At 64.5% G+C, this 15,590-nt stretch carries 12 protein-coding genes; 2 read left to right on the forward strand and 10 right to left on the reverse strand.

The window, feature by feature from the left end; translation table 11 throughout:
* The first annotated feature begins 40 nt into the window (after nt 1-40).
* Together U5A67_RS16950 and U5A67_RS16955 are read left to right on the forward strand one after the other, a co-directional pair.
* On the forward strand, nt 41-1,114 hold the full coding sequence (locus tag U5A67_RS16950; protein ID WP_321815284.1) for a porin: 1,074 nt from the start codon (nt 41-43) through the stop codon (nt 1,112-1,114).
* An 83-nt stretch (nt 1,115-1,197) separates the two neighbouring features.
* Nucleotides 1,198-2,202 carry an AraC family transcriptional regulator gene (locus tag U5A67_RS16955; RefSeq protein ID WP_321815283.1) on the forward strand — a complete coding sequence of 335 codons (1,005 nt, stop codon included), beginning with the start codon at nt 1,198-1,200 and terminating at the stop codon, nt 2,200-2,202.
* Nucleotides 2,203-2,226: 24 nt separating this feature from the next.
* On the opposite strand, the gene U5A67_RS16960 is transcribed toward U5A67_RS16955, so the two are convergent.
* The 10 genes from U5A67_RS16960 to U5A67_RS17005 form a co-directional block, all read right to left on the reverse strand.
* Entirely contained in the window at nt 2,227-3,327 is a 1,101-nt protein-coding gene (locus U5A67_RS16960) for a linear amide C-N hydrolase (protein ID WP_321815282.1), read from the reverse strand.
* Between the two features lie 100 nt (nt 3,328-3,427).
* The gene (locus tag U5A67_RS16965; protein WP_321815281.1) at nt 3,428-4,072 is read right to left on the reverse strand and encodes a DUF2894 domain-containing protein; all 645 of its coding nucleotides are present in this window, start codon (nt 4,070-4,072) and stop codon (nt 3,428-3,430) included.
* On the reverse strand, nt 4,065-4,730 hold the full coding sequence (locus U5A67_RS16970) for an OmpA family protein (protein ID WP_205985908.1): 666 nt from the start codon (nt 4,728-4,730) through the stop codon (nt 4,065-4,067). The genes U5A67_RS16965 and U5A67_RS16970 overlap by 8 nt, the downstream gene beginning before the upstream one ends.
* The gene (locus U5A67_RS16975) at nt 4,727-8,029 is read right to left on the reverse strand and encodes a DUF802 domain-containing protein (protein ID WP_321815280.1); all 3,303 of its coding nucleotides are present in this window, start codon (nt 8,027-8,029) and stop codon (nt 4,727-4,729) included. The genes U5A67_RS16970 and U5A67_RS16975 overlap by 4 nt, the downstream gene beginning before the upstream one ends.
* A gap of 10 nt (nt 8,030-8,039) precedes the next feature.
* Nucleotides 8,040-8,807, reverse strand: coding sequence for a DUF3348 domain-containing protein (locus U5A67_RS16980; RefSeq protein WP_321815279.1), 768 nt, complete (start codon nt 8,805-8,807; stop codon nt 8,040-8,042).
* A 286-nt stretch (nt 8,808-9,093) separates the two neighbouring features.
* Nucleotides 9,094-9,945 carry a carbohydrate ABC transporter permease gene (locus tag U5A67_RS16985; RefSeq protein WP_205985905.1) on the reverse strand — a complete coding sequence of 284 codons (852 nt, stop codon included), beginning with the start codon at nt 9,943-9,945 and terminating at the stop codon, nt 9,094-9,096.
* 10 nt (nt 9,946-9,955) lie between these two features.
* Nucleotides 9,956-10,921, reverse strand: a complete 966-nt coding sequence (locus U5A67_RS16990) for a carbohydrate ABC transporter permease (protein ID WP_415767853.1) — start codon at nt 10,919-10,921, stop codon at nt 9,956-9,958.
* 118 nt (nt 10,922-11,039) lie between these two features.
* Entirely contained in the window at nt 11,040-12,293 is a 1,254-nt protein-coding gene (locus U5A67_RS16995; RefSeq protein WP_321815277.1) for an ABC transporter substrate-binding protein, read from the reverse strand.
* Nucleotides 12,294-12,332: 39 nt separating this feature from the next.
* The gene (locus U5A67_RS17000) at nt 12,333-14,315 is read right to left on the reverse strand and encodes a beta-galactosidase (RefSeq protein ID WP_321815445.1); all 1,983 of its coding nucleotides are present in this window, start codon (nt 14,313-14,315) and stop codon (nt 12,333-12,335) included.
* A 21-nt stretch (nt 14,316-14,336) separates the two neighbouring features.
* Nucleotides 14,337-15,515, reverse strand: a complete 1,179-nt coding sequence (locus U5A67_RS17005) for a sn-glycerol-3-phosphate ABC transporter ATP-binding protein UgpC (protein WP_321815276.1) — start codon at nt 15,513-15,515, stop codon at nt 14,337-14,339.
* Nucleotides 15,516-15,590: the final 75 nt, after the last annotated feature.

Raw genomic sequence — 15,590 nt, forward strand, 5'->3', positions numbered from 1 at the left:
TAATAACTAAGCATGACTGATTAATGGTTCGGAGATTGCAATGAAGAAAACTCTCGTGGCTGCAGCGCTGGCTGCTGCATCGGCGCTGGCGTGGGGACAAAGCAATGTGACGCTGTACGGCATCGTCGATACCGGCGTCGAGTACTACAACAACGCTGCGAAGGGCGGCTCGTTCGCGGGCATGCCCACGCTCACGGGAGAGGTGCCGTCGCGCTTCGGCCTGCGTGGCCAGGAGGATCTGGGCGGCGGCTACAAGACCTTCTTCGTGCTGGAAAGCGGTTTTGCATCGAATAGCGGCGCGCTCAATTATGGCGGCCGCCTGTTCGGACGGCAGGCGAACCTGGGCGTGAGCAGCAGTTTCGGCACGCTCACGCTGGGCCGGCAAATGAATATGTCGATGTATGTGCTGCTCAACGCGGATGTGATCGGCCCGTCGATTCATTCGATGGCAAGCTTCGACAGCTATCTGCCCAACGCGCGCAGCGACAACGCCGTGGGTTATATGGGCAAATTCCAGGGCTTCACGGTGGGCGGTACGTATAGCTTCGGGCGCGATGCCGCAGGCCCCGCCGGTCCGTCGGCGACCAACTGCGCGGGCCAGATTGCGGGCGACGCTGTGGCCTGCCGCCAGTACACGATGATGCTCGCCTACGACAACGCGTGGGGCGGCGCGGCGGCTTCGTATGACGTGATGTACGGCGGCCCCGGCGCGACAGCGCCGCTGACGAGCAGCGCGGACGTGGACAAGCGCACCATCGTCGATGCCTACGTGAAATACGGCCCGGCAAAGCTGGGCGGCGGCTGGATCAGGCGCAATACGTCCGCGGCCGAACACGCGCAATCCGATATCTTTTTCCTCGGCGCAAACTGGTACGTGCGGCCCACGTTCTCGCTCGACGCGCAGGCGCTGCGCTACATCCTGCGCGATCATTCGAGTTCGACCCTGCTGGTTGGGCGCGTGAATTATTTCATTTCCAAGCGCACCACGCTTTATGCTTCGCTTGGTTACATGATGAATAGCGCGCTCGCGGCCAACGCCGTGGCAGCGGCGGGCACGGTGGCGACGGGCGCGAACCAGTTCGGAGCGATGATGGGCATCCAGCAGCGCTTCTGAGTGCGGCTTCTCAGGCCGGCTACGGAGTCCGAACACGGCGGGCAGGCTGCCCGCATCGCCCCAATACGTAAAACGGAGACAACATGGCGATGGACCTCTTGAGCGCCGCGCTCGCCGACCTGCGCGCAGACGCGGTGGTGACCGGGCACTTTTCGCTCAGCGCGCCGTGGGCGATCGCCAAACCGGCGGTCGAAGGCGCGGCGTTCAGAACGGGCTTCGGCGGCCCGTTCTATATCGCCGTGGAAGACATGGAACCGTTGCGCGTCGAAGTCGGCGACTTCGTGTTGCTGCCGCACGGGCACGCGCATGTGCTGGCGTCGGCGCCTGGCGTCGAGCCGGTGCCATTCGACGATCTCGTGGCGGGCGAGGGCATCAGCCCGCGATTCGACACGCCTTTGCGGCTCACGGTGGGAGGCGGGGCAGCCGCGGCGAACGAGTTGTACACCGGCATCATTTTTTACCGCGAGCCGATGCGCAACCCGCTTTTTTCCGTGCTGCCGCCGCTGATTCACGTGCGCGCCAACGACCCGGCCGTCGGTCCCTGGCTCGCGGATACGTTGATGGCGTTTATCCGCGAATCGATGGCCTGCCAGCCCGGCTGGGCCGTGGCGGCCGCGCGCCTGGCCGATGTGCTGTTCGTGCAGTTGTTGCGCGCGCATCTATCGTCGGCGATCAGTCACACGGGCTGGTTGCGCGGTCTCATGGACCCGCAGATTGGCCGCGCCATCGCGCAGTTGCATCGTTACCCGGAGCGCGAATGGACCGTGGAATCGCTCGCGGCCACGGCCGGCATGTCGCGATCGCGCTTCAGCGCGCGCTTCGTCGAACTGGTGGAGGAAACGCCCATCGGCCATTTGACGGCCTATCGCATGTACGTGGCGAGCGGCGCGTTGCGCGATTCGCGGCGCAGGCTGATCGAAATTGCCACCAGCGTGGGCTATGCTTCGGAAAAGGCTTTTATTCGCGCGTTCCGCCGCTGGTCGGGCATGGCGCCCAAGCAATACGCGCGCAGCCTGAAAGACGTCTATAAAGTGCCGAAGCCCGCAGCGGCTGCGCGGGCTTCAGGTGATGCGTTCGCAGCAAAATGATCGGGATGCCGAATTAAATGGCGATCAAGGCGCGGGCGCGGGCATAAACTTGAACGACGGCGTGGCAACGAATTTATCGGCGGTTTCGCCCGAGAACATCTGCCCCGCTTCGATCGTGAGTTTCATCACGGGCGCGCCCGGTTTCAGATCGAGCTTGCGCAGCGAGACCCAGAACGTATCGGGCCGCGTGGCCGAATCGAAGTAATAGACCAGATTGGTCTGATCGGCCACGGTGCGCCAGATCGTCGACGAAAGATTCGGCGTTTCGGGTGTGCGAATGCCAAGCGGCACGCTGACGGAGCGCATCACGCTCATCACGCTCGCGACCTGCTGATAAGCGCCGTTTTGCATCGGCACGCCGGCCATATAGTTCGGATCGGGGCTTTTCGGAATCGCGTCGAGCAGGAACGAGGCGCGCACGAAGCGGTCGGCGGCGCGGTTCGTGCCCGGCAGGAAACTGAGCCCGCCAATGCCTTTCCAGTACGCATCGAGCGCGAGCTGTTCGCTGTAGATCGGCGAATTCGTCATGATGCGGTACGGCTTGCCGTGATGAATCACGAGCTTGCCGTCGAGGTATTCGAGGATCGCCGAGTCGCCGCTGGCGTCCGATAGCGAGAGATGGATGGTGATCGGCTTGCCGTTGGGCAGCGGCGGCGCGATGATCTGGAACGGCTCCTTGTCGAGCGCTTTCACGGCGTCGCTCACGTTCGCGAAGTTGTCGAGCACGTATTGCGCCCAGAGGCTGATCGACATCGGCGGGCGGCCCGAGTCGGGCTTGCCGTAATCGGTTTCGGCCAGATACAGCGCGTTGGCCACGAGCCCGCGTTCGTTCATGCCGTCCACACTGCCGATGTCGTAGCCCGAGACGATCACGCTGCCGTATTTCGAGCGCCAGCGCGGCGATTTCGGGCCGGCGTTGCCGTCGCGCTCGATACCGGCGGGAAACACCCAGAGATTCGAGCGCATGTCTTCTGACCAGTCCATCGTGCGGCCCGTGATGACGAGGCCGCTGTCGCCCACATACAGTGCGCGCGTGCAGGCGTAGGCGAGCGAGGCGGTGAATAGCGCGGCAAGCGCGAGCGCGCCTGCGCAGACAGCGATGAAGCGTGACGGGAATCGGGACATGTTGCGCGCTCCGATAAAGCCATGGCGGGAGAGATGCAGCAGGACGCTGCGATCATGCCACGGAAGGCGCGGTAGACGTCGTGGAGGTGTGCGCGTGGCGCTATTGCGCGCGCGTGCGGCGCGGCTTCTTTGCGGCGCTGGCGCGCGGCGCGGGAGCGGCTGGCGGCGCGGCGTTGGCGTGCAGGTCTTCGAGCCACGCGAGGCTATCGGCGTAAGTCAGAAACTGGCGCAGATAACCGGGCGACAGATCGCGCATGAGAAAGAGCGCGCGATGCACGAGGGCGCTCGAATTGAGCGGGCCTGCGTTTTTCGGCACCTGATCCTGCGATTGTTGCACCTGCTGATCGGCGCTGACCTTTTGCCACACGTCGCGGAAATAATCGAGCAGCGTAGCGGGCGCGCCATCGCGTTCGTCGCGCGACATCGTTTCGATCAGCGCTTCGAATGCGTTGCTGGCGGGCGTTTGGGCGTGTGCTTGCGTATGCGTGGCGATGGTTGCATCGGCATCGATCTGCTTTGCGTAGCTTGCCAGCAGGGTTTCGATGCGCGCGTCCAGCACCTTGCGCGCCGCGCCCGTTTGCGCCTGGGCGCGCCGCTCCAGCGCATCGAGCGTGGCAAAGCGCACGGGGTCGATGCGGTTCGCGCCTTGTGCGCGCCACGCGTCGAGCGTCGAACGCGCCGCGCTGCATGTAGCCGCGTCCAGCGAAGTCGATGCGTCCGCAACGTTTTGCGCGCCGTCACTCATGGGCGTTCGGCGCCTTGGCGGCAGCGCTGCTCATGCTCGACGAACGCGGCACGGGCGCGATTTCCACGCGGCGATTCTTCGCGCGGCCCGCTTCGTCGGCGTTCGAACTGACCGGCTGTTCCGAACCGAACGCCGCCGCGAACACCGAAGCCGCCGGCACACCCGCGTCGATAAACGCGCGCGTCACCGTCAGCGCGCGTTCGGCGGACAGTTCCCAGTTATCGGCGAAACGGCGATTGCCCGCGTGAACCTGCTGATCGTCGGCGAAACCGCTGACCATGAGGATTTCGTCGCGATCGTGCAGATACGCCGTGAGCGGGCCCGCAAGGCTCTTGAGCAGGTCGCGCCCCTCGGGCTGCAACTGGTCGGAGTTGAGCGCGAACAGCACGCTGCCGCTAATGCCGATGCGCCCGTTCACGAGCGTCACGCGCCCGGCCGCGAGCGGCCCGGCAAGCGCCTGTTCGAGCGTCTGGCGCCGTTTGGCTTCGAGCTGGCGCGCCTTGACCTCGTGCGCGAGGCGCGAGGACGCCTCCATCTGCATGCCGATCACGCCGACCAGAATCAGCACGAACGCGCCCAGCAGCGCCGCCATCAGGTCGCCGAATGCCGCCCAGACCGGTGCGGTGGGCTCTACGCCGCCGTCGATCTCGTCGTTCATGCGGCTTCGCTTCCGGCCAGACGTTGCAGGCTATCGATGATCTGCTTTTGCGACAGCAGGCTCAGATCGACCACTTCGCGCGCCTGCGCGACGTAGTAGGCGAGCTGGTCGTCGCTGCGGGCGAGCGACTTGTCGAGCGCGGCTTCGATGCGTTCGAGCTGCGTCATGAGCTTGTCGTTCGACGCGCCGAAGTGCTGCACGGCCACGCCGAAGGCATCGCCCAGGCTGGCCACTTCGACGGCGCTGCCGGTGATCTGCGCCGCGGCGCCTTCGAGCGTCTGCGCACCGGCTTCGACCTGCTGGTCGAAACGCGTGCCGACGCGTTCGAGCAGACCCGCCGAAGTATCGACGAGCGCGCCGATCGCCTCGCGCTGTTCGGTGCTCGCGTGATTCACGGCGTCGAGCAGCGTGGTGACGGTGGCGAGCAGACGGCCGCGCTCTTCGAGCATCGCCGTGTCCTGCACCATGCTTTCGTGGAGCTTCTGGCGCAGTTCCGCGACGACTTCGGCGGCCACGCGCGGCGCTTCCGAAGCGGCTTCGACGAGGCGCGCGATTTCGGCGATGGTGCCGTTGGCGTGCGCTTCGGTCTGCGCGGAGATGGCACTGGCGGTTTGCGTGAGCGCGTCGCAGATGGCCTGCTGGCGTTCGGCGGCGTGCGTGCTGGCGGTTTGCCAGGCGCTGGCGTTCGCTTCGGCGGCGCGGGCGATTTCGGCGATGGTGCCGACGGCGTGCGTTTCGGTTTGCGCGGAGATCGCGTTGGCAGTTTGCGTGAGCGCGTCGCAGATCGCTTGCTGGCGCTCTGCGGCTTGCGTGCTGGCCGCTTGCCACGAGGCCGCGTTCGCTTCGGCGGCGTGAGCGATTTCGGCGATGGTGCTGTTCGCGTGCGCTTCGGTTTGCGCCGAGATATCCGTGGCGGTTTGCGCGAGCGCGTCGCAGATCGCCTGCTGGCGTTCTGCGGCTTGCGTGCTGGCGGTTTGCCATGCGGCGGCGTTTTCTTGCGCTGCTCGCGCGATTTCGCTGATGGTGCCGCTGGCGTGCGCTTCGGTTTGCTTCGAGATATCCGTGGCAGTTTGCGCGAGCGTATCGCAGATGGCCTGCTGGCGTTCTGCGGCGTGTGTGCTCGCGGCTTGCCATGCGGTGGCGTTCGCTTCGGCGGCGCGCGCGATTTCGGCGATGGTGCCGCTGGCGTGCGCTTCGGTTTGCATCGAAATTGCGGTGGCCGTTTGCGCCAGGGCATCGCAGATCGCTTGCTGACGCTCCGCCGCCTGCGTGCTGGCTGCCTGCCATGCGGTGGCGTTCTCTTGCGCCGCGCGGGCGATTTCGGCGATGGTGCCGTTCGCGTGCGCTTCGGTCTGCTTCGAGATATCCGTGGCCGTTTGCGCGAGCGCGTCGCAGATCGCTTGCTGACGCTCCGCCGCGTGCGTGCTGGCGGCTTGCCAGGCGCTGGCGTTCTCTTGCGCCGCGCGGGCGATTTCGGCGATGGTGCCGCTGGCGTGCGCTTCGGTTTGCATCGAAATTGCGGTGGCCGTCTGCGCAAGCGCATCGCAAATCGTCTGCTGACGTTCTGCCGCGAGCGCGCTGGCCGCTTGCCATGCCGCCGAGGAGGCCTCGGTCACCCGCGTAATTTCGGCGATGGTGCTGTTCGTATGCGCTTCGGCGTGCGCGGCAACCTTGCCGGCGGTGCTTTCGAGCGTTTCGCACACGGCTTGCTGACGCTGTGCGGCCTGCGTGCTGGCGTCCTGCCACGCGGCGCTCGCGGTTTCGGCGGCGCGGGTGATTTCGGCGAGCGTGCTGTTCGCGTGCGCTTCGGCGCGCGCGACAACCGACTCGGCCGTCTGCGCGAGCGTCGTGCAGATCGCCTGTTGCTGTTCGGCCGCCTGCGTGCCCGCCGTGCGCCATTCGTCGCGCAGCGAGGTGCTCATCGCGTCCAGCGAGTCGCGCCAGGTGGCAAGGCGCGTTTCGTCGCGCGCGGCAAGTTGCGTCTGCAGATCGGCCTGCGCGTCGCCCACCGCGCGCACCAGCGCGGCGGCGTGCTGTTCGAAGGTCGCGGCCGCGGCGGCCAGCGCCTGCTGGTTGTCGCCCGCGAGCTTTTCGCCGGCCTGTTCCTGACGCGCCAGCGCGTCCTGCCACGACTGCGAAACGCCCGCCGCCGAAGCCGCGAGACGCGCATCGACATCGCGCACCAGATGTGCCGAACGCGTTTCGAAGGTCGCGCTGAAGCGCTCCAGCGCGCCTTGCAGATCGTCGGCGAGCGCTTCGCCTGCGCGGCGCTGTTCGTCGAGCGCTTCGTTCCAGATGCCCGCGACGCGCGTCGCATTGGCCTCGAAGCCGGCTGTGAGGCCGTCGAGCTGACGCTCCACGGCTTGCGTGAGCGTGTTGTGCAGCGTGCTGCTCTCGCGCGCGAGACCCGCCATCGTCGCTTCGACGACCGGCGCGAAGGCCGCGCCTGCCGCGCGCGCGCTTTCGGCGGCGCTGGCCTTCAGCGAATCGCCCACCGTGGTGGCGAGGCGCGCGTAGGTGGCTTCGGCATTGCCGAGGAAGGCTTCCTGGCTGGCGATCTGACGCTCGCCCATCGTGGCGCTCTGGCGCTCGATGACGGTCATCATCGACTGCAGACGTTCGGCCAGCAGCGGCAGCGCTTCGGCCTGACGCTGCATCAGCGCGAAGCTGGCCTCGCGTTGATGGGCGTGCGAGAACGGACGCAGCGTGGTGGTGATCTGGGCGTCGAGGCGCTGGGCGGCTTCGATGCGCTCGCGGCGGCACAGCGCCGACAGCAGACCGAGCATCGCCGAGCTGGCCACACCCGCGATCGAGGTGCCGAACGCGAAGCCGAGCCCGCGGATCGGACCGGCCAGGGCCGTGCGAATGCCGTCGAGATCGGTCGCGCCGTCGAGCGCGATGCCGGTGCCGCGCAGCGTCGTCACCATGCCGAGCAACGTGCCGAGCATGCCGAGCAGCACCAGCATGCCGACCAGATAGGGCGTGAGCGCCGGGCCGGGCAGCGCGGCGCGCTCGCCTTCGATGCGCGCGCGCACGGCGCTGCGCAGGCTCGGGTGCAGGCGGTCGAGCCAGGCATTGAGCGAGGCGGGCTGGCTCGTGAGGGCGTCGACGGCTTGCGCGAGGCTGCCGGTCGTCTGCCGGTAGCGGCGCAGTTCGAGCGCGCCGGCCACATAGCAGGCGCCAATCAGGACCGTGACGGCGAGCGCGAGCGGACTGGAGCCGACATAGGCGGCGCCGATCCAGCAAACCGCGAGCAGGCCGGCGATGAAAACCACGAGATCGATGCGAAGTCTGGACATAGTGTCTGCGTTAGCGGGTGCGAAGAGCGGCGAGCAGCCCTTCGACCGGTTGAAACCGAACATCCAGTTCGGCGAGCAACAGGCTCTGCATATCCTTGCGGAACGTGGCAAGCCACGAGCCGGGTGTATTTTCCGTGTTTGCTGCGGGCGGGGCTTCGGGTTGGGCCTCTGCCTGGACTTCGGCTTGCGTTTGAGCCTGAGCCTGAGCCTGAGCCTGAGCTTCGGCTTCGGCCGCCTGCGTAGCCTTGCGCAGAGCCGCGAAACGCCTGGCCAGCAGGCCAGGCACCGTGCCCAGCAGATTGCGCTCGCGCACGGAAAGCGAGCGTTCCATCAACGCATCCAGCGCGGCGAGCTTCGCCATTTCCGGCGACTGGCCCGCGAGCCGGTTGCGCAAGCGCGTGCGCATATCGCCGATATCGGCTTCCATCTTCTGCTGGAGCGCGAGATAGCACTGGCGGAAGACGGCGAAATCGGCGGGCAATTCGGGCGCTTCCGGCACCGGCGCGCCTTGCTGGCCACGCGCGTAACGCGCGCTCGGGCGCGGCGGGGCCAGCACGGCGTCCGTGACGATGGCCTTCGAGAGCGCCGAGCGCAGGCTCAGGCAGCGCTGCGCTTCATCCTCGCCGTCGCTGCGCGTCACGCGGCCCACGGCGGGCGCAGGCGCGCTGAGCACCGTCGAGAGCGCGATCGCGTCCGTCCAGCCGAGCCACTGGCTCAGCCGGTCGGCGAGCGGCTGCTGCGAGGCCTGCACGTCGGTCTCGCCGAGGCGCGCAAGCAAACGAACGAGGGCCGGACCGGTCAGGGCCGTCCGCTGCGGGGGATGGACCATACCACAAGAGATAAAAAAGGCAGCAGTTTACACGGCGCAGCGGCTGGAATCGCGGTTTTGAGATCGCGGGAGGGGGTTTTTATGTGGGGTGGGGGTGGGGATGATGCAGATTGACAGCTTTAGAGATGATCGCTGCGGGTAAACCGGGGGTAAAACAAAAGAGCGATGCCCGCCTGCCAGGACGGGCATCGCTCACATCAGGGTGATGGTCGAACTCGGGCCGAATCTCGAACCCTCACCCCTTCGTCGCCCCAAACGTCAGCCCGGCGACAAAATGCTTCTGCATCGCGAAGAACATCGCGACTGACGGCAGCGCGGCCAGGATCGATCCCGCCGACACCAGATTCCACGCCGTCGTCCATTGGCCCTTGAGCGCGGCCACGCCCACGGTGATCGGCGCGGCGTCATCGCCTTGCGTGAGACACAGCGCCCAGAAGTAATCGTTCCAGACGAAGGTGAACACCAGAATCGCCAGCGCCGCGAGCGCGGGGCGGATCAGCGGCAGGATGATGCGGAAGAACACCGTCCACTCGTTCGCGCCTTCGATGCGCGCCGCCTCCACCAGTTCGAACGGCAACTGCTTGATGAAGTTGCGCAGAAACAGCGCGCAAAAACCCGTCTGAAACGACAGATGAAACAGGATCAGACCGCCCACCGAGTTATACAGCCCGAGCTTGAGCGTGAGATCGCGCACGGGAATCATCAGCACCTGGATCGGCACGAAATTGCCCGCGACGAAAGCCGCGAACAATGCCGAATTACCCGGAAAGCGATAGATCGCCAGCGCGAAGCCCGCCATCGCCGCAAGTGCAATCGCGCACGCCACCGAAGGCACGGTGATCAGCACGCTGTTCCAGAAGTAGTGGAGCATGGGCGAAGTGGTCAGCGCTTCGCGATAGTTTTCGATCAGCGCGAAGTGCTTCGGCCAGCCCCAGTAATTGCCTTCGCTGAGTTCGTCGGTGGAGCGGATCGATGTCACCAGCACGGCGATCAACGGCAGCAGCCAGATCAGCAGCGCAACCGGCAGCGAGAGCTTGTAGAGACGCCGCGGCGCGGGCTTCCATTTGTCGATGGGAATCGGAAACATGTCGATGGCCTCAATGCTCGTTGCGCAACAGGCGACGCAGGTGATAGACGATATACAGCAGCATGATCGCGAACAGCACAACCGCAATCGCCGCCGAATAACCGAGCCGGTAATACTTGATCGCCTGGTCGTACATGTAATAGGCGAGCACGGTCGAGCTTTCGAATGGGCCGCCGCCGGTCATCACGGAAATCAGATCGAAACTGCGCAGCGCGCCGATGATCGTCACCACCACGGCCATGAACGTCACGGGCCGAAGTTGCGGCAGGATCACATGCCAGAGCAGCGTCCAGCCTTTTGCGCCTTCCATGCGCGCGGCTTCGATCTGCTCGCTGTTGAGCGTCGTCAGGCCGGTCAGATAAAGGATCATGCAATAGGCTGTCTGCGGCCACAGCGCGGCGAAAATGATGCCGGGCGTGGCGTAATGCGGATCGCCCAGCACCGGAATACCGTGACCCAATAGCAAGGCAAGCAGGCCGAAAGTCGGGTCGTAGAACCACGAATAGATCAGGCCGACCACCACGCCCGACAGCACGAAAGGCGCGAAAAACAGCGACTTCACGATGCGAATGCCAGCCACCGCCTGATTCAGATACAGCGCGATGGCAAGTCCCATCGGCGGCGCAAGCAGAAATAGCAGCAGCCAGATAACGTTATTTTTTAGCGCGGTATAAAACGTGGCCGCGTGAAAGAGTTCGACGTAATTGGCGAAGCCGATAAAACTCGCGTCGCTCATGCCGTCCCAGTTATAGAACGAGAGGCGAATGGTCGAGAGAATCGGCCAGACTACGTAGATCGCCACCATGATGCAGGCGGGCGCGAGAAAGAGCGCGGCGGCGCGGCGCTGGCGGCGCGCCGTGGGCGTGACGCGCCGGCGCGGTTTGCCGTGCGGTTGCGTGGCGCGCGGTGTGCTGGCGCGGCCATCGTTGGCGGGGTTCGCGCCGTTGCCCGATGCGTTATCCGCACGATGCGCCACGGCCTGGGCCGCGAGCGCCGCACTGCGATCGGTCGAGGGATGAGTCGTTGAGGGCGTCACTGCTTACCTCCAGAGCGATCCGCGGCACGATGCCCGAAACATCGCGCCGCACGCAGGATTACTTCTTGTAGATGCGCTTACGCGTCTCTTCGAGCTGCGCGAGAATCGAGTCGATCTTGGTCGGATCGGCGATGAACTGCTGCATGCCCTTCATGCCTTCATCGGCCATTTCCTTGGTCATGTCGCGGTCGTAGAACTGCGCAATCCCACCCTTCGTATTCGCTAGAATCTGGAAGCCGATTTTCGAAATCGCGTCTTCCGGTTCCGGCGATTTGCTATTGGCGGAAAGCGAACCGAGTCCCTTGGCAAGCTGCGCGCCCACATCAGGCGTTTCCGCGAAAGCGAGGAAGGCATGGGCGTCGGCCTTGTTCTTCGCCTTCGACGGAATATGCAGCGATTCCACCGGACCGTCTTCGGCCGTCGGCACATTCGGGTCGATGATCGGGAACTGGAAATAGCCCATCTGCTGCTTCACCGTGGGGCTGAAACCGCCGGTGACGAAGGTGCCCATCAGCATCATCGCGGCCTTGCCCTGGAACAGGAAAGGCTGTGCGGCATCAAGATCGTAGGACAGCGAATTATCGATAAAGTAACCCGCGTCGATCAGCTGCTTCCACGTCGTGTAGACCTTCTTCACGCGCGGGTCGGTGTAGGGCACGTCGCCGGCCATCAATTGCTGATGGAACTTGTTGCCGTTCACGCGCAGGTCGAGATAATCGAACCAGCCGGCCAGCGTCCACGCGTCGCGGCCGCCCACGGTGATCGGCGCGATGCCCGCGGCCTTGAGCTTCTTGCAGTCGTCGAGAAACTCATTCCACGTTTTGGGTTCGCTGCTAATGCCCACTTTCTGGAACAGGTCCTTGCGATAGAACATGCCCCACGAGTAGTAGACCGTGGGCGCTGCGTATTGTTTGCCCTTGTACGACGAAGCTTCCTTCGTCGAGACATACATATTGTCCCAGTTGTTCTTCTTCCAGTCGCCCGACAGGTCTTCAAACAGGCCGCGCTGCGCGTAATAGGCCATGCGCTCGCCGTTGTGCCAGTTCACGATATCGGGCGGCGCGGTGGTGAGCCAGTTGGGCAATTGCACCTTATAGGCTTCTTCGTCGACGAACGAAACCTTGACGTCCGTGCCCGGATGCGTTTTCTTGAACTCGTCGATAACCTGCGTCCACACGGCACGCTGGCTCGCGCCCTTGAACGCGATATTGATTTCGAGTGTACCGGCTTGTGCGGTGGTGGCGAGCGTACCCGTGAGCGTAGCCGCCGCGAGCGCGGCAGCGGCGAGCAGGGTGCGGGGTTTCGTTTTCATGACCTGTCTCCTGTGTTTTACGTCGTTTTTACGTCGTTATCAGTGCTGCGTGCGGTAAGCGGCGACGCCCTGCGCCTCGATTTCGCGCTGGCCAATCACCATAGCCGAATCGGGGATGCTGGCGGCAAGACGATGCGAGCCGGGGCCGTAGTTGAACACCCAGGTAAGACCGCCACGACGGCTCACGCGCAACGCGTCGCCGAGCGGCGTGGGTTCGAGGCCCGCGGCGCGCGCGACCTGCGCGAAGAGAGCGGCCGTCGTGGCATCGTCGAACAGGCTGGCGAAGTAATGTACCTTGCCATGCGTGAGCCAGGCCGGGTGACCGTCGCTGAAGCTCGCGCGAATTTCCGTTGCGCCCGCATCGACTTCGATCAGATCGCGCCAGTGACGCGCCTGGCCCTGGAACACGACGTCCGACGAAACAGTCACGGTTTCGGCGATATTCGGCCGCAGCGATTCCACACGCCATACGCGCAGCGGCAGCAATGCCGCGAGCGGGCCCGGCGGGAGATTCGCGGGGATTTGCAGATCGACGGTCTTGGAAGCGGTGCGCGGCCCGAGGATCACTTGCGCGCCCGATTCGGCCAGCCGTTGCGCGAAGTCGTCGGGTACGACGGGCAAGGGCGGCACGACAATCAGTTGATAACCGTCGAGCGGCGCATTCACGGGCACGATGTCGACATCGAAACCGAGCGAGCGCAGCGCCGAATAATATTCGACGGCAAAGCGCGGATAGTGGAAATCGGCGCCTTGCGGATGCACTTCGAACAGCCACTTCGCTTCGTAGTCGAACACCAGTGCAACGCGGCTTGTGACGCGTGCATCGGCATCGGCTTGTGAGTCGGCCAGCACGGTGCGGATTTCTTCCGCCACGCGCGCGGCTTCGCTGCCGCCAATATCGAGCCGGTTATCGGGCGTGTTCAGTCCTGCGTGCATCTGTTCCTGCGCGAACGGCGCCTGACGCCAGCGGAAATACGACACGCAACCGGCGCCGTGCGCAAAGGCTTCCCAACTCCAGAGCCGCACCATGCCGGGCAGCGGCGCGGGATTCCATTGCGCCCAGTTCACCGGGCCCGGTTGCTGCTCCATGACCCAGAACGGCAGCTTCGACATGCCGCGATAAACGTCGTGATTGAACGACGCAAAGTCGGGATGACCCGTGCGCAGATAACGCGCCTTGATTTCCGGCGCATACCACTGTTCTTCGAGCGCGCCGAGCGGATAGCTGTCCCACGTCGCCACATCCAGATCGGCGGCGACCTTGTAGTGATCGAACTCCGTGAACAACTGCATGAAGTTGTGCGCGATCGGCCGGCCCGGCGAATGCTTGCGGATGATCTCGACCTGCATCAGGTTATAGCGGCGCACTTCGTCCGAAGCAAAACGCCGATAATCGAGGCGGTGCGAAGGATGCGCTTCCGTGACCGTGGCATTGGGTGCATCGATTTCGTCGAAGCTGCGGTATTCCATGCTCCAGAACACCGTGCCCCACGCCGCATTCAATGCGCCGATGCTGCCATAGCGCGCTGCAAGCCATTCGCGAAAACGCTTCACGGCGGCCGGCGAATAACTCACTACCGTATTGTGGCAACCGTATTCGTTATCGGTCTGCCAGTAAGCGACGGCCGGGTGCTGGCCATAGCGCTGCGCGATTGCTTCACAGATGCGCTGCGAAGCCTCGTACCACGCAGGCGAAGAAAAATCGTAATGACGGCGCGAGCCGAAGGCGCGCTCGCGGCCATCGGCGCCAATCGGCAGGATATCGGGGTGACGGTCGATGAGCCACTTCGGCGGCGTGGCGGTGGGCGTGCACATCACCACTTTCAAACCCGCTTCGCCCAGCGTGTCGATGGCGCGATCGAGCCAGGCCCAATCGAATTCGCCCGGCGACGGCTCGATACGGCTCCACGCGAATTCGCCGATGCGGACCTGCTCGATGCCAAGCGCTTTCATACGCGCGGCGTCGTCCTTCCACATCGCTTCCTGCCAGTGCTCCGGGTAATAGCAGACTCCAAGACGCATGCCTGTTTCCTCGTTCATGGGTTACGCGCGTTGCGCGGCGAATTCCTGCGATTGCGCATCGAGCGGCGCGACTGCAAAGCCGTCCTGCGCGAAAAGATGGCACTGGGCCGCGTGAGCGCGAAACTGCGCCGTGTCGCCGGGCGAGAAGTGCGCGTCGCCGGGCGCCTTGGCGATCAGCACGGTGCCGCCCGGTTGATCGAGGTGCACATAGCTGTGTTCGCCGAGCGCTTCCACCAGCGTGACCTTGCGGGTAAGCGTGAGCGAGTCGCCGCTGCGCGCAGCGTTCTCGCCGGAAGTGACCAGTTCGAGATGTTCCGGCCGCACGCCAAACGTGACCGGCGAACCCGCTGCGAGCGCGCGCCCTTGCAAGGGCAAGCGAAGCGATTCGCCACTGCCGTCGAGCGTGATGCTTACGCCTTGCGCGTCCACGGAAGTCACCGTGGCAGGCAGAAAATTCATGCGCGGCGAGCCGATAAAGCCCGCCACGAAACGGCTCGCAGGCCGGTGATAGAGTTCGAGCGGCGCGCCAACCTGGGCGATGCTGCCGTATCGTTCGGTATCCTGACCACTGTGCAGTAACACGATCTTGTCGGCGAGCGTCATCGCCTCGATCTGGTCGTGCGTGACGTAGACCACGCTCGCATCGGCGAACTGCTTGTGCAGCCGCGCGATTTCAATGCGAGTCTGGCCGCGCAAGGTGGCGTCGAGATTGGAAAGCGGTTCGTCGAACAGAAACACGCCGGGCTCGCGCACGATCGCCCGTCCAATCGCCACGCGTTGACGCTGGCCGCCCGAAAGCGCCTTGGGATGACGCTCCAGCAAGGCTTCAAGCTGAAGAATGCGCGCCGCTTCGCGTACTTTTCGATCGATATCGGCTTTCGGTGTTTTCGCGAGCTTCAGGCCGAAGGCCATGTTCTCGTACACCGTCATGTGCGGAAACAGCGCGTAGCTCTGAAACACCATCGCCACGCCGCGTTGCGCGGCCGGCACGTCGTTGACCAGTTTGCCGCCGATCGACACATCGCCGTCGCTGACATCTTCGAGGCCCGCGATCATGCGCAAAAGGGTAGATTTGCCGCAACCCGAAGGCCCGAGAAATACGCAGAACTCATTCTTGCCGATCTCCAGATCGACATTGCGTATGACCGGCGCGTTATCGCCGTAGGCCTTCTGCACAGCTCGCAAGGAAATGCTCGCCATTCGTCCCGTCTCCATGTTCTAATCGGCACGAAGCGGAGATTAAGCGCTTAATCAGGTAGCCGAAATAAATGCGAT

Source organism: Paraburkholderia sp. J69-1 (genome assembly GCF_905220255.1).
Classification (GTDB): Bacteria; Pseudomonadota; Gammaproteobacteria; order Burkholderiales; family Burkholderiaceae; genus Paraburkholderia.

Coding starts and splice junctions, on each gene's coding strand:
- U5A67_RS16950 (WP_321815284.1), top strand. CDS start 41: ATGAAGAAAACTCTCGTGGCTGCAGCGCTGGCTGCTGCATCGGCGCTG.
- U5A67_RS16955 (WP_321815283.1), top strand. CDS start 1,198: ATGGCGATGGACCTCTTGAGCGCCGCGCTCGCCGACCTGCGCGCAGAC.
- U5A67_RS16960 (WP_321815282.1), bottom strand. CDS start 3,327: ATGTCCCGATTCCCGTCACGCTTCATCGCTGTCTGCGCAGGCGCGCTC.
- U5A67_RS16965 (WP_321815281.1), bottom strand. CDS start 4,072: ATGAGTGACGGCGCGCAAAACGTTGCGGACGCATCGACTTCGCTGGAC.
- U5A67_RS16970 (WP_205985908.1), bottom strand. CDS start 4,730: ATGAACGACGAGATCGACGGCGGCGTAGAGCCCACCGCACCGGTCTGG.
- U5A67_RS16975 (WP_321815280.1), bottom strand. CDS start 8,029: ATGTCCAGACTTCGCATCGATCTCGTGGTTTTCATCGCCGGCCTGCTC.
- U5A67_RS16985 (WP_205985905.1), bottom strand. CDS start 9,945: ATGTTTCCGATTCCCATCGACAAATGGAAGCCCGCGCCGCGGCGTCTC.
- U5A67_RS16995 (WP_321815277.1), bottom strand. CDS start 12,293: ATGAAAACGAAACCCCGCACCCTGCTCGCCGCTGCCGCGCTCGCGGCG.
- U5A67_RS17000 (WP_321815445.1), bottom strand. CDS start 14,315: ATGCGTCTTGGAGTCTGCTATTACCCGGAGCACTGGCAGGAAGCGATG.
- U5A67_RS17005 (WP_321815276.1), bottom strand. CDS start 15,515: ATGGCGAGCATTTCCTTGCGAGCTGTGCAGAAGGCCTACGGCGATAAC.